This is a genomic window from Nocardia ignorata NBRC 108230, from assembly GCF_001612905.1.
GTDB lineage: Bacteria > Actinomycetota > Actinomycetes > Mycobacteriales > Mycobacteriaceae > Nocardia > Nocardia ignorata.
In genome coordinates this window covers 185,022-198,546 of sequence record NZ_BDBI01000026.1, presented here as the reverse complement: position 1 = coordinate 198,546, position 13,525 = coordinate 185,022, and the positions used below count along the sequence as shown (strand labels likewise).

12 protein-coding genes and 1 tRNA gene are annotated in these 13,525 nt (G+C 69.0%); 7 read left to right on the top strand and 6 right to left on the bottom strand.

The genetic code is table 11. From position 1 onward, the window contains the following. Positions 1-59: 59 nt before the first annotated feature. The 3 genes from NI2_RS22590 to moxR1 are packed head-to-tail and all read right to left on the bottom strand — an operon-like array spanning position 60 to position 3,207. Entirely contained in the window at positions 60-1,064 is a 1,005-nt protein-coding gene (locus NI2_RS22590; RefSeq protein ID WP_067493759.1) for a VWA domain-containing protein, read from the bottom strand. After that, positions 1,061-2,017 carry a DUF58 domain-containing protein gene (locus NI2_RS22585; protein ID WP_067493757.1) on the bottom strand — a complete coding sequence of 319 codons (957 nt, stop codon included), beginning with the start codon at positions 2,015-2,017 and terminating at the stop codon, positions 1,061-1,063. The genes NI2_RS22590 and NI2_RS22585 overlap by 4 nt, the downstream gene beginning before the upstream one ends. Positions 2,018-2,040: 23 nt before the next feature. After that, positions 2,041-3,207, bottom strand: a complete 1,167-nt coding sequence (moxR1, locus tag NI2_RS22580) for a chaperone MoxR1 (RefSeq protein WP_067493755.1) — start codon at positions 3,205-3,207, stop codon at positions 2,041-2,043. 440 nt (positions 3,208-3,647) lie between these two features. Between moxR1 and NI2_RS22575 the strand changes: the two genes are divergently transcribed. Continuing rightward, positions 3,648-5,018, top strand: coding sequence for a hypothetical protein (locus NI2_RS22575; RefSeq protein ID WP_067493753.1), 1,371 nt, complete (start codon positions 3,648-3,650; stop codon positions 5,016-5,018). After that, positions 5,015-5,680 carry a class F sortase gene (locus tag NI2_RS22570; protein ID WP_084476620.1) on the top strand — a complete coding sequence of 222 codons (666 nt, stop codon included), beginning with the start codon at positions 5,015-5,017 and terminating at the stop codon, positions 5,678-5,680. The genes NI2_RS22575 and NI2_RS22570 overlap by 4 nt, the downstream gene beginning before the upstream one ends. 45 nt (positions 5,681-5,725) lie before the next feature. Here the strand turns inward: NI2_RS22570 and NI2_RS22565 are convergent, their stop codons facing one another. Both NI2_RS22565 and NI2_RS22560 read right to left on the bottom strand, forming a co-directional pair. After that, positions 5,726-7,093: an NlpC/P60 family protein gene (locus tag NI2_RS22565; RefSeq protein WP_371852000.1), complete on the bottom strand. Its 1,368-nt coding sequence runs from the start codon at positions 7,091-7,093 to the stop codon at positions 5,726-5,728. Between the two features lie 322 nt (positions 7,094-7,415). Further along, a complete protein-coding gene (locus tag NI2_RS22560) occupies positions 7,416-7,967 on the bottom strand; it encodes an Rv1476 family membrane protein (protein WP_067493747.1) in 552 nt (183 codons plus the stop codon). A gap of 301 nt (positions 7,968-8,268) precedes the next feature. On the opposite strand from NI2_RS22560, the gene acnA reads away from it, so the two are divergent. The 3 genes from acnA (at position 8,269) to NI2_RS22545 (ending at position 11,860) form a co-directional block, all read left to right on the top strand. Beyond that, a complete protein-coding gene (gene acnA, locus NI2_RS22555) occupies positions 8,269-11,064 on the top strand; it encodes an aconitate hydratase AcnA (RefSeq protein ID WP_067493746.1) in 2,796 nt (931 codons plus the stop codon). Positions 11,065-11,196: 132 nt separating this feature from the next. Beyond that, entirely contained in the window at positions 11,197-11,766 is a 570-nt protein-coding gene (locus NI2_RS22550) for a TetR/AcrR family transcriptional regulator (RefSeq protein WP_067493744.1), read from the top strand. 17 nt (positions 11,767-11,783) lie between these two features. Further along, positions 11,784-11,860: transfer RNA gene (locus NI2_RS22545), tRNA-OTHER, on the top strand. Positions 11,861-11,869: 9 nt separating this feature from the next. Here NI2_RS22545 and NI2_RS22540 read toward each other — a convergent pair. After that, entirely contained in the window at positions 11,870-12,415 is a 546-nt protein-coding gene (locus NI2_RS22540) for a MarR family winged helix-turn-helix transcriptional regulator (protein ID WP_067493742.1), read from the bottom strand. 65 nt (positions 12,416-12,480) lie between these two features. On the opposite strand from NI2_RS22540, the gene NI2_RS22535 reads away from it, so the two are divergent. Both NI2_RS22535 and NI2_RS22530 read left to right on the top strand, forming a co-directional pair. Next, on the top strand, positions 12,481-12,972 hold the full coding sequence (locus tag NI2_RS22535; RefSeq protein WP_067493740.1) for a cupin domain-containing protein: 492 nt from the start codon (positions 12,481-12,483) through the stop codon (positions 12,970-12,972). An 82-nt stretch (positions 12,973-13,054) separates the two neighbouring features. Then, positions 13,055-13,474 carry an acyl-CoA thioesterase gene (locus NI2_RS22530; protein WP_067493738.1) on the top strand — a complete coding sequence of 140 codons (420 nt, stop codon included), beginning with the start codon at positions 13,055-13,057 and terminating at the stop codon, positions 13,472-13,474. Positions 13,475-13,525: the final 51 nt, after the last annotated feature.

Sequence of the window (13,525 nt, the reverse complement as noted above, 5' to 3'; positions counted from 1 at the left end):
CCAGGGCCCGGCGTCAGGGTCGCACCGTTGCGACTGCTCACAACGCCGAGTACGGCAAGCTAGGGCAGGCGTTGACGATAGAGCAAGCTGACGAGCACGCCCGCCGCGACGAACAACATGCCGCCGAGCAGCCACGGCCTGCTGGCATCGCCCCGCGTGGTCTCGTAGCCGATCTGCTCTTCGAGAGTGTCGTAGACGGCGGTGAGTTCGGCGAGTGAGGAGGCGGTGTAGAAGTCGCCGCCGGACAGCTCGGCGATCTCGCGCAGCGAGTCGTTGTCCACGGGGACCTTCACGCGCTGCGAGCCGCCGCCGTCGGAATCGGGGATCTCGACGGTGCCCCATTCGGTGCCGAAGGAGATCGTCGACACCGGGATGCCCTTGTTCTTGGCGAGGCGGGCGGCGGTGAAACCGTGGCGCGGGTTGTCGATGTCCTTGTCGTCGGGCACCGTCTGCTTGCCGTCCGACATGAGCACCACACGCGCGGGCGGCGGCGTTTCCGCACCACCGAGCACCGCGGCGAGGGTGTCGATGGACTGCAGGGCCGTCAGGATGCCCTCACCGGTGGCGGTGCGCTCGGCCAGCTTGATGTTGTCGATCGAGTGCTTGACCGCCTCACGATTGGTCGTGGGCGACACCATCACCGACGCGGTACCGGCGAACGTGACGAAACCGAGGTTGATACCCGGGGTCAGCCCCTCGACGAAGTCCTTGCCCGCTTCCTGAGCCACCTGCAGCCGGTTCGGCGGCACATCGGTGGCCTCCATCGACAGCGACACGTCCATGACCAGCACCACCGTCGCGCGGTTGCGCGGCACCTTCTGCACAGCGGTCGGCCCGGCGGCGGCGATGGTGAGCAGGATCAGCCCGACCAGGATCAGCGCGATCGGCACGTGCCGCACGGGGCTCGGCCGCGACGGCGCGACCCGCTCGAGCACAGTCATATTGCCGAACTGCAGCATCCGCTTGTGGCGGGCGCGCTGCACGAGCACGTAACCGAGGACGAGCAGCGCGACGACGAGGAGGAAACCGAGCCAGGCGGCGGCGGTGAAATGCGAAATACTCACTGGCGAGGCACCCGCCCGCTCGGGGCGCCGAGGTTATGGCGCCGGGTGGACACGAACCGGACCACGTCGGCGATCCAGTCCCGGTCGGTCTGCAGGGTCAGCACCGGCGCACCACAACTGCGCAGCGCCTGATGCACCTGTTCGCGCTGCGCGTTGGCCGCGGCAGCGAAATCCGCGCGCAGCGTGGGGGTGACGCTGAATTCGCGGGTGTGCCCGGTCTCGGGGTCGTGCAGCACGACGTCGCCGCCGTCGGGCAGGGCGATGTCGAGCGGGTCGAGCACCTCCACCGCGAGCAGGTCGTGGCGGGCCGAGATCGCGCGCAGCGAACGCTGCCAGTCCACGTCGCCGAGGAAGTCGCTGATCACCACGGCGAGACCGCGTTTGCGCTGCGGGCGGCGCAACGATTCGATGCCCGCCTTCAGGTCACCGCGCACACCGTCGCGGGCGTGCGGGGTGGTCGCGATGCCGCGCAGCATGGTCTGGGCGTGCAGGCGCCCGGCGCGCGCGGGAATCCGGACCAGATCTTGACCGGTCGCGACGACGGCGCCGATGCGGTTGCCGCCGCCGGAGGTGAGGTGGGTGATGGCCGCCGCCGCCGCGATCGCCAGATCGCGTTTCTGCACGCGCCCGGTGCCGAAATCCAGACTCGACGACAGGTCGACCACGAGCCAGGTCTCGAGCTCGCGGTCGGCGATCATCTGGCGCACGTGTGGATGGGTGGTGCGGGCGGTGACCGACCAATCCATCTGGCGCACATCGTCGCCCGGCTGGTACAGCCGCGCCTCCCCCGGCTCCGAACCCGGGCCGGGGATCAGGCCCTGGTGGTCGCCGTGCAGCACACCGTCGAGGCGGCGGCGCACCGTCAGCTCGAGTGTTTTCAGCGCGGCCGACAGTTTCGGATCGGTCAGCTCCCCCGCCCGGAACGACGGCGGTACGTGAGACGGCTCGGGCACGCGGGCAACGGGTTCCGGCGCACTCACTGGGGTGCGGCGTGGCCGGCGGGCTGGGACTGCTGCCCGTTCACCGGCTGCGGCGCAGGCTGGGACTGGGGAGCGGGCGGCTGGGGCACCGGCGGCTGCGAGTTCTGCGGGCCGCCGACGGCCTGCGGCGCGACCTGCGGCAGACCGACGGTCTGCAGCACCCGCTTGATGACGTCCTCGGGCGAAACCTCGTCGGCCAGTGCGTCGTAGGACAGCACCAGGCGGTGGCGCAGCACGTCCGGGATCACCTCGACCACGTCCTGGGGTACCACGTAGTCGCGGCCACGGATCAGCGCGACCGAGCGGGCGGCGGCGATGATGCCGAGGCTGGCACGCGGGGAGGCGCCGTAGGAGATCCAGCTCGCCACGTCGGGCATACCGAACTCGGCCGGGGTGCGGGTGGCGCTGATGACGCGGACCACGTAGTCGACGAGCGCGTGGTGCACGAAGACGTTGGCGGCCACCTTCTGCAGGCGGATGATGTCCTCGGGCTCGAGGATCTGCTTGGGTTCCGGCGCGCTCACACCCATCCGGTAGATGATCTCGCGTTCCTCCTCCACGGAGGGGTAGTCCACGACGACCTTGAACAGGAAGCGGTCGCGCTGCGCCTCGGGCAGCGGGTACACGCCTTCGCTCTCGATCGGGTTCTGGGTCGCCATGACCAGGAACGGATCGGGCATCGGGTAGGTCTTGCCGCCGATCGACAGCTTGCGCTCGGCCATCACCTCGAGCAGGGCCGACTGCACCTTGGCGGGCGCGCGGTTGATCTCGTCGGCGAGCACGAAGTTGGCGACCACCGGGCCGAGCTCGGTGTCGAACTCCTCGCGGCCCTGCCGGTAGATGCGGGTACCGATCAGGTCGGTCGGCACGAGGTCGGGGGTGAACTGCACCCGCGAGAACGAACCACCGACGACCTTGGCGAACGTTTCCACGGCAAGGGTCTTCGCGACGCCGGGCACACCCTCGAGCAGGACGTGGCCACGGGCGAGCACACCGACGAGCAACCGCTCGACGAGCCGATCCTGGCCGACGATAACCCGCTTGACCTCGTAGATCGCCTTCTCGAGAGTCTGGACGTCACGCTCCAGGGTGCTCGGCGTTGCCGTACCGGCGTCCTTCGCCAGCTTCGGCCCGCTCACACCTTCCGTCGAAGTCACCAACATCCCCGCTTTCGCTTTGGTCCTGTGCGTGCGGCCCCAACTATTCCATTGAATCGCCCGGTGCGCCGCAACCGGCCAGGAGTGAACGCGAATTCGTCGTACTACCCGGCCCGGCTCGATATGCCCGCCACCCTACGCACAGGGGCCACCGCTCGCCCGTCCGACGCGAGGGGAACGGCTGTGAGGAAGAGCGACGGATCACGGCCGCAAATAGTCGGCAACATGATTCGGCTCGCATTCGTTAACTCAGGTAACGGTTTGCGTTCGGTTGCCATGGAAACCGCAGGTCGCGTCGCGGTCCCGGTCGGCAGTGTTCTCAAACACACCATTACCTGGCATTTCACCGCGTTCGTGGCGAGTTTTATGGCGTGTATCCGGAGCTGGTTTCGGATATCGGACCAGTTTCGGTCTCGCGGATTGTTCTTTTCCAAGAAGGTGACCTTATGCAGCCGTACTCCCCCTTCAAGTTCCCCAGAAGTTTGCTGTCGTTGGCGGTTCTGGCCACTGCCACTACGTTCGCGCTCGCCGCGGCACCTCCCGCAGGCGCCGAGCCCCTGAACTTGCCCGGCATCATCGGGCTCGACACCGGCTCGGCTGGTCTCGGCTCCGCGCTCGGCGGCGTAAACCCGGGCGCGGGCGCCCAACTCGGCTCGGCCACGGGCAGTTCCGAACCTCTCGGTCTCGGTGTGGGCAGCGCCGGAGGAGCAGCTGACGCGCCGACCACCGGCAGCACTCTCGGAGCGGGCAGCTCCGCTCTGGATGCCGGTGGCGCCTTGGCCACCGGCAGCGCCGAAGCCCTCGGCACCGGCAGCGCACTCGGGGCCGGTAGTGCACTAGGCACCGGCAGCGCGGAATTACTCGGCACCGGTAGCGCAGTCGGTGCGGGCAGCGCCGGAGCGTTGGGCGCCGGTAGCGCACTCGGCGCAGGCAGCGCCGAAACACTCGGGGCCGGTAGCGGTCTGGCCGCGGGCAGCGCTGAAGCACTGGGTGCGGGAAGCGCGCTCGGCGCGGGATCCGCGGCGAGCCTGCTCGCCTCGGGCAGTGCCGCCACAGGCAGTAGCGCGGCATCCGACCTCGGGGTCCTGCTTGCTCTGCTCGACGGCGGCAGCGCGGCGGCGACCGGCAGCGGTGGGGTCGCCCTCGGTACCCTTTTGGGCACGGGAAGCGCGGCCGGTGCCCTCGGACTCGGCAGCAGCTCGGAAACGCTCGCACTGATCCTCGGAATCGGCAGCGCAGGCGTCGGCAGCGCGGCCGCCGGTAGCGCGGGCGTCGGAAGCGAAGCGCTCGGCGCAGGCAGCGCGGCCACCGGCAGCGCAGCACTCGGCGCAGGCAGCGCACTCGGGGCAGGCAGCGCGGCGACAGGGAGCGCGCTGGCGGCGGGCAGTGCGGCAGTCGGCAGCGCCGCAGTCGGCAGCGCGGCACTCGGGAGCCTGGGGGCCGGGGGTGCGCTACTGGGGGCGGGCTCCGGTGGTGCGACGCAGACGGCGCCGGAAGCGGGTGAGCCCGCGGCTCCGAGTGGCCCCGGAACCGCAGCCGTGCCCGCGCTGCCCGGGCATGCGTCGGGCGAGGGTGGCGCGGGACGCCAGGCGAGCAGCGGTGCAGACGGATCGCCGCGCAACCTGCCGACCGCAGCCGGCGACTCGCAGGCGTGGAACGGGTACGCGTCGGCGTCGGGCGCTCCGGAGACCGGCTCGGGTGGACGGCTGCTCGACGAGCGGTTGCCGCTGGCGGGACTGGGGCTGCTCGCACTGCTCGGCGCGGCCCTGGCGGCTGTGTGGAGCCGACGTTCCGGACAACGAAACAGCTTGGCATGACGGCCCATCCACCGACCTCGACGTGGTCCAGATCCTCGGTGGCCGCGCTGGTCGGGGCCACCCTGGTCGCGGTGGCGGCGGGGCTGTTCGTCCTCGCCGCGACCAGCGAGCCGCGACAGGCAGCATCGCCTCCGGCGGGCACGGCGACGACAGCCGCCGTCGCCGTGCCCGCCGCGCAGCCACTGGGCAGATCGGCACCGGTACGACTGCGCATCCCCGACCTCGAATTGGACACAACACTGGGCACCAGCGGCACCACCGCGACAGGAGCTCTCGCGGCACCGGCATATTTCGACCACGCGTCGTGGTTCTCGCCCGGTGCCAGTCCCGGTGAGACCGGTGCCGCGGTGATCCTCGGCCACGTCGACTCGGCGGACGGTCCCGCGGTCTTCTTCCACCTCGGTGAGCTGACCGCAGGTGCCGAAATCCTGGTGACCAGACAGGACGGCAGCGTCACCCGTTTCGTCGTCGACCGCACGGAAGTCGTGGCGAAGGACCGATTCCCCACCGATCGTGTGTTCGCCGCCGACGATGCCGCACACCTGCGACTCATCACCTGTGGCGGGTCGTTCGACCGAGACGAACGGCGGTACCTGTCGAACGTGATCGTCTCCGCGACGATGACCGAAGTCGTCCGCCCTCCCGCCGCGATCGGTCACTGAATACGGCGGGCTCGGCCGCGATCACCGCGCCGAGCCCGCTGCCGCTCACTCGGTGACGATGCGCACCGCGTACGGCATGATGCCACCTTCGCGCACGGGCGAAATCTTCACCACGTCACCGGATTCGGGGGCTTCGATCATCGTCCCGTCGCCGAGGTAGAGCGCGACGTGCTGGCTGCCGCCGGGACCCCAGAACAGCATGTCCCCGCGTTCGCGTTCCTCGACGGGGACGCGGGTGCCCGCGTTGTACTGGTAGCCGCTGTAGTGCGGCAGCGACACACCGATGCCCGCGAAGGCGTAGAGCATCAGGCCCGAGCAGTCGAAGCCGACCTTGTTGTAGTCGCCGTGCGAGTCGCCGACGCCGCCGTCGCGGATGCCGAGGGTCGGTCCTTCCTCGTCGCCACCGCCCCAGGCGTAGCTCACGCCGAGCTGGGACATGGCGCGGTCGATCACGGTCTCGATCGCGGCCGAGCCGGTGACCTGTGGTGTCGTCGATCGGGGTTTGGATTTTCGCGGTGCGGTCGGTGTCGATTCCAGGTCGGTGTGCGCGCGCTGGTCCTCGCCGAGGCGGGCGGCGCGGTCGCGGGCGGCCTGGTCGGCGGCGGCTCGGGCGGCGGCCGCGTTGGCGGCGGCGAGCAGGGCGGAGAGCTGGGCCTTCTGCTGATCGTTCCAGTCGAGGAAGATCTCGCGCTGACTCTGCAGGCCCGCCACCGTCGAGCGGGCGGTGTCGAGGGCGATCTGGGCGGCGGCGCGGTCGCGCTGGAGGGTGTCGCGGGCTGCCGCCTGGTTGTCGAACTCGGCCTTGGCGACGTCGACGGCGGCCTGGGCGGCGTGCTTCTTCTGTTCGGCCGCGCTCGCCGCGGCGTCGGCGTCGGCCTTGGCCTGGCGGGCGGCGGCGTTCTGGTTGGCCTGGGCGATCTGGGCGCGGCGCAGATCGTCGAGCACCTGGCGCTGATTCTTCGACACCATGCTCAGCACCTGCGCGCGGTCCATCGCCGCGTCCGGCGTGGAGGACGCGAAATAGGTGACCACGGAACTGGACGACGGACGCACATAGGCCTGGGTCGCGAGCTGATCGAAATCGCCTCGGGCGGCGACGACTTTCGCGCCGACGTCGGCGAGCCGGGTCTGGCTGTCGGCCACGGCGGCAGCGGCCGAGTCGGCGGCGTCACGGGCCGTCTGCAGATCGACGAGCGCCTGGTTCACGGCCTCGCGCTTCCCTGCGAGGGCGTCGTCGAGAGCACGCAGTTGTTGATCGGCGGCGGCGACCCGGTTGATGAGGGCGCCGATCTCGCCGACGCGCGCGTCGACCTCCGCGCCCGCGCCCGCGATCTCGCTGTCGGACGGGTTCGGCGGTGGCGGCGGCACGGCCGTCGTCGGCCCCGCGGTCACGACGACAGCGAGCACCGCCAGCAATCCGATCGCTACCCGTAACCGCCCTGGTTTATCCTGCCCGCTCGCACCGCGCACGGCACCTCCGAGTGACTCGACTCGACATACGCCACTGGCGCATCAGCCGACTCAGTGACCCCAAGGGTCGACCAATGCCCCCTGTACCACTGCTTTCCCGATCGCGATCATCGCTACCGTACGACACATATTTCACAAAGGAAACAACTGCCACGGCATGACGGGACATCAATTCGGCGATTGCCCGGCATTAGCCTGAGGTGCGCCATGTTTCGGCGCGCAGAAACAGACCGAAGGTCTGGAAATGTGACTGGAGAGAAACCAGTTAACGGAGAGAACCCGCATCGTCGCCCGCGACGACGACCGCGTCGTCCTCCGGGCAACGCCGGGCCTTCACGAAGTAGAGCCCCGCGATCACCAGGACGGTCAGCGCCAGCATCACGCCGGTGATGGCGCCCCACGAGACGCCCTCGGGCTGCTCGAGGCGGCCGACGAACGCCGACACGGCCTCCTCGGGGTGGTTGCCCCGGTACTTGGCCACGTCCTCGGCCCACTCGAGCCGGACGCGGCTGATGTCGTCGCTGTAGGTGCCGATCCAGTCGTCACTGAGCACCGCGACCGTGCCCTCGGTGTTCTCGCCCAGCTCGGTGGCCAGGTCACGTAGGCTCGAATCGTGGCCGGGATTACCGGGAACGACGACAACACTGAGCGGAATGCCGTCCGCACGCGCCTCGGCGACGATCGCGGCCAGTTCCTGCTGATCCTTGCCCTTGGGCGCGGCCACGTGGTTGTCGGCGAGGTCGGCGCGGAGACCGCCCAGATCCGTGTTCGGCGGCAGTTCGACGGCCATCGGCGCAAAGGTGTGCAAGACGGTCATTTTCCATCCGGTCTGTCGAGCCCCGGTCGCGATGCGACGGGCATCCAACACTGCCAAGGTGAGCGTCACTGCGTCTGTCCCCGACTCGCTCGACAGGCACAGTACGCGACGGCGCGCGGGAACCGGTCGCCACGGCACGCCGTGTGCTGACGCGGCGCCCCGATTATTTCATAGGACAAGCGTACTGTTAGGCTCGTACGGCGAGGAAACCGGCATCTCACGGCGCCGGATCCCCTCCGAAGACGCGAGCCGCCGGCACAGCCCCGCCGGCGGCACACCCTCACCAATGAGTGGAGCTGACGTGACGAAGAGTATCGATACCTTCGGCGCCAAAGGCACGCTCGAGGTCGGAAGCAACTCCTACGAGATCTTCCGTCTCTCGGCTGTTCCCGGCACCGAGAAGCTGCCCTACGCCCTGAAGGTGCTGGCGGAGAACCTGCTGCGCACCGAAGACGGCGCCAACATCACCGCCGATCACATCCGCGCGATCGCGAACTGGGACCCCTCGGCGCAGCCGAGCGTCGAGATCCAGTTCACCCCCGCGCGCGTGATCATGCAGGACTTCACCGGCGTGCCCTGCATCGTCGACCTGGCCACCATGCGTGAGGCCGTCACCGTCCTCGGTGGCGACCCGAGCAAGGTCAACCCGCTCTCCCCCGCCGACATGGTCATCGACCACTCGGTGATCCTCGACGTCTTCGGCCGCGCCGACGCCCTCGAGCGCAACGTCGACCTCGAGTACGAGCGCAACAGCGAGCGTTACCAGTTCCTGCGCTGGGGCCAGGGCGCCTTCGACGACTTCAAGGTCGTCCCCCCGGGCATGGGCATCGTGCACCAGGTCAACATCGAGTACCTGGCGCCCACCGTCATGGTCCGCAACGGCCAGGCCTACCCCGACACCTGTGTGGGCACCGACTCGCACACCACCATGGTCAACGGCCTCGGTGTGCTGGGCTGGGGCGTCGGCGGCATCGAGGCCGAGGCCGCGATGCTTGGTCAGCCGGTCTCCATGCTCATCCCGCGTGTCGTCGGCTTCAAGCTCAGCGGTGAGATCAAGCCGGGCGTCACCGCCACCGACGTGGTGCTCACCGTCACCGACATGCTGCGCAAGCACGGTGTGGTCGGCAAGTTCGTCGAGTTCTACGGCAAGGGCGTCTCCGAGGTCCCGCTGGCCAACCGCGCCACCCTGGGCAACATGAGCCCCGAGTTCGGTTCCACCGCGGCGATCTTCCCGATCGACGAGGAGACCATCAACTACCTGCGCCTGACCGGCCGGTCCGACGAGCAGCTCGCGCTCGTCGAGGCCTACGCCAAGGAACAGGGCATGTGGCACGACGCCGACAAGGAGCCGGCGTACTCGGAGTACCTGGAGCTGGACCTGAGCACCGTCGTGCCGTCCATCGCCGGCCCGAAGCGCCCGCAGGACCGCATCCTGCTCAGCGAGTCGAAGTCGGCCTTCCGCGCCGACATCGCCGACTACGTCAGCGGCGACTACACCGCGCTGGACGAGGGGGTCGACGAGACCTTCCCGGCCTCCGACCCGGTCGCCGTGTCGGCCGACCACGCCGGCGACTCCTCGCCCGCCCACTCGGCCGCCAACGGGGCCAAGGGCCGCCCGTCCAAGCCGGTCGCGGTGCGCTCCGCCGAGCACGGTGATTTCGTCCTCGACCACGGCGCCGTCGTCGTCGCGGGCATCACCTCCTGCACCAACACCTCGAACCCGTCGGTCATGCTCGGCGCCGCGCTGCTCGCCCGCAACGCCGTCGAGAAGGGCCTGTCGACCAAGCCGTGGGTGAAGACCAACATGGCGCCGGGTTCGCAGGTCGTCTCCGACTACTACGAGAAGGCCGGCCTGTGGCCCTACCTCGAGAAGCTCGGCTTCTACGTGGGTGGCTACGGCTGCACCACCTGCATCGGTAACACCGGCCCGCTGCCCGAGGAGATCTCGGCCGCGATCAACGACAACGACCTCTCGGTCACCGCCGTGCTGTCGGGTAACCGCAACTTCGAGGGCCGCATCTCCCCCGACGTGAAGATGAACTACCTGGCCTCCCCGCCGCTGGTCATCGCCTATGCGCTCGCGGGCACCATGGACTTCGACTTCGAGACCGACCCGCTCGGCAAGGATTCCGACGGCAACGATGTCTTCCTGAAGGACATCTGGCCCTCGGCCCAGGAGATCGACGACACCATCAAGTCCTCGATCAACCAGCAGATGTTCCGCGACTCGTACGCCACCATCTTCGACGGCGACCAGCGCTGGCAGAACCTGTCCACCCCGGAGGGCGACACCTTCGCGTGGGACGAGAACTCGACCTACGTCCGCAAGGCACCGTACTTCGAGGGCATGAAGATGGATCCCGACCCGGTCACCGACATCAAGGGCGCCCGCGTCCTCGCGCTGCTCGGCGACTCGGTCACCACCGACCACATCTCCCCGGCCGGTCCGATCAAGCCGGGCACCCCGGCCGCGCAGTACCTCGACTCGCACGGTGTGGCCCGCAAGGACTACAACTCGCTCGGCTCGCGGCGCGGTAACCACGAGGTCATGATCCGTGGCACCTTCGCCAACATCCGGCTGCGCAACCAGCTGCTCGACGACGTCTCGGGTGGTTACACCCGCGACTTCACCCAGGAAGGTGGCCCGCAGGCGTTCATCTACGACGCCTCGCAGAACTACCAGGCCGCGGGCATCCCGCTGGTCGTGCTGGGTGGCAAGGAATACGGTTCGGGCTCCTCGCGTGACTGGGCCGCCAAGGGCACCAGCCTGCTGGGCGTGAAGGCCGTCATCACCGAGTCGTTCGAGCGCATCCACCGCTCCAACCTCATCGGTATGGGCGTTGTGCCGCTGCAGTTCCCGCAGGGCGAGTCGGCTCGGTCGCTCGGCCTGACCGGCACCGAGACCTTCGACATCGAGGGCATCACCGCCCTCAACGAGGGTGTCACCCCCAAGACCGTCAAGGTCACCGCCACCGCCGAAGACGGCAAGGTCACCACCTTCGACGCGGTCGTCCGCATCGACACCCCCGGTGAGGCCGACTACTACCGCAACGGCGGCATCCTGCAGTACGTGCTGCGCAACATGATCCGCGGCTAGTTGCCCGATCGGTGGCGCGGTGTCGAACGACGCCGCGCCGCATGGGCATCCGCTCGGATGCTCTTCGTGCTGTGAGTCCCCCGCCTCGGTGTTCCGGGGCGGGGGTCCGCATATGGCGTCACTGGAGGAATCATGCCCAAGGTCAGCGACGACCACCTCGCCGCCCGCCGCAGCCAGATCCTCGACGGTGCCCGGCGCTGCTTCGCCGAATTCGGCTACGAGGGCGCCACGGTGCGCCGTCTGGAAGAGGCTATCGGCATGTCCCGTGGCGCCATCTTCCACCACTTCCGGGACAAGGACGCCCTGTTCTTCGCCCTGGCCAAGGACGACGCCGAACGCATGGCCGAGGTCGCGGCCAACCAGGGCATCGTCCAGGTGATGCGCGATATGCTCGCCCGCCCCGAAGAATTCAACTGGCTGGGCACCCGTCTCGAGATCGCCCGCCGCGTGCGCACCGATCCCGATTTCCGCGCGGGCTGGACCCAGCGCTCGGCCGAACTCACCGCCGCCACCCTCGCCCGCCTGGAGCGCCGCAAAGCCGCGGGCGCCCTGCGCGACGATGTCCCCACCGACGTCCTGCTCGGCTATCTCGACCTGGTCCTCGACGGCCTGATCGCGCGCATCGCCTCCGGCCACACCGACGAAAACCTTTCCGCTGTACTGGATCTCGTCGAAGCGTCCGTGCGGCGCAAGGAGTCCTGAGCTAGGCTCGACTCGGCCATGGAGTAGCTCAGTAGGTAGAGCGCCGACTTCCGCAGGACGGATGCCGCGGGTTCGATTCCCGCCTCCATGGCCACCCGAGCGCTCAGCGGGAAGACCGCGGACCTCTATCCCCCGGAGTGGGATCGGGTCCGCTCTCCCACTCTCCCAAAAGCTTTCGCGCGATCCTGTCGAGCGCTACCTGATCGTCGCGGTCCAGCACCGACAGCATGGCCGTCTCGTTCTCGGTGTGCGCGACGACGACCCGGTCGACCAGTTCTCGGCCCTCCTCGGTGAGCGCCACCCGCACGGCCCGCCGATCCACCCGATCCGCGATGCGCCGCACCAGCCCCGCCGCCTCCAGCCGGTCGATCCGCCCGGTCATGCCCGCACGCGACAGCATCAGGGTGTCCGCGAGCACCGAGGGGTTGAGTTCGAACGGCGCACCCGAACGGCGAAGTGCGGCAAGCACATCGAACTCCCCGCGCTGCAACCCGTGCGCGGTGAACACGGATTCGATACGGGCCGTGGCGACGTTCAGCAGTCGGCCGAGCCTGCCGAACACCGCCATCGCCGCCAGGTCGAGGTCGGGGCGTTCGCGGCGCCACTGTGCGGCGATCGCATCCACGGCATCGGCGGTCGAATCATCCATGGACAGGATTCTATTCGACGGAATATAGTTCGATAGCGAATTATCAACCGACGAACGGAACCGTCATGGACACACGCGATATCGCCCTCTGCCTGCCCGAGGACGCCGAGACACTGGGCACCGACGCCGTCCGCGTGCGACTGCTCACCGATTCCGACGCAAGCGACGGCACGGTGAGCACCGTGGAAGTGACCCTCGGCCAGGGCGCCGACGGGGCCGCGCCGCACTATCACACCCGCTCCGACGAGCTGTTCTACGTCGCCGACGGCGAGCTGCAGGTGATGGCGGGCGACCGCATCCTCACCGTGGGCGCGGGCGGATCGCTCGTCGTCCCCCGCCGGATGCCGCACGCCTTCGGCGCCACACCCGACAGCGGAGCCCGCATCCTCATCGCGCTGATGCCGGGCGTGCAGCGATTCGAGTACTTCCGCCTGCTCGACCGGCTCGCGAAGGGCACGGCGGAGCACACCGAATTCCTCGCCGCCCAGGCGGAATTCGACAACTACTTCATCGACGCGCCCGCATGGACAGCCGAACGAAACGCCCAGCGCCGCTGACCTATACGCCGGTGACGCGAATGTGGCCGAGGTTGCACCGGAATCGGGAACATTCCGCGCGAAGGCGCCGGTTGTACGCTGTATGACGTTCTCGGTACCGGTCCTCGTCCGCGGCTACGAGCTCGACACCCAAGGCCACCTGAACCACGCCGTCTACCACCAGTACGGCGAGCACGCGCGCTGGGAACTGCTGCGCGCGGCGGGGATCCCGCAGGACAAGTTCATCGCCAGCGGTATCGGCGCGGAGGTGCTCGAGTCGACGATCAAGTACAAGCGCGAACTGCGCGGCGGCGACGAGGTCACCGTGACCTGCGCCTTCGACTGGCGCGACGGCGAGAAGGTGTTTCGCTTCCACCACCAGATCATCAAACTCGACGGCACTGTCGCCGCCGAGATCACCGTCACCGCGGGCGCGATGGACCTGACAACCCGCCGACTCGTCGCCGACCCCGCAGGCCACTTCCGCTCCCTCGCCGAGAACCCCGACATCCTCGGGCTGTGACATAGCGGCTGGCGCCGCGGGTTCTCGGCCCGGGGGGCCGAGAACCGGGAC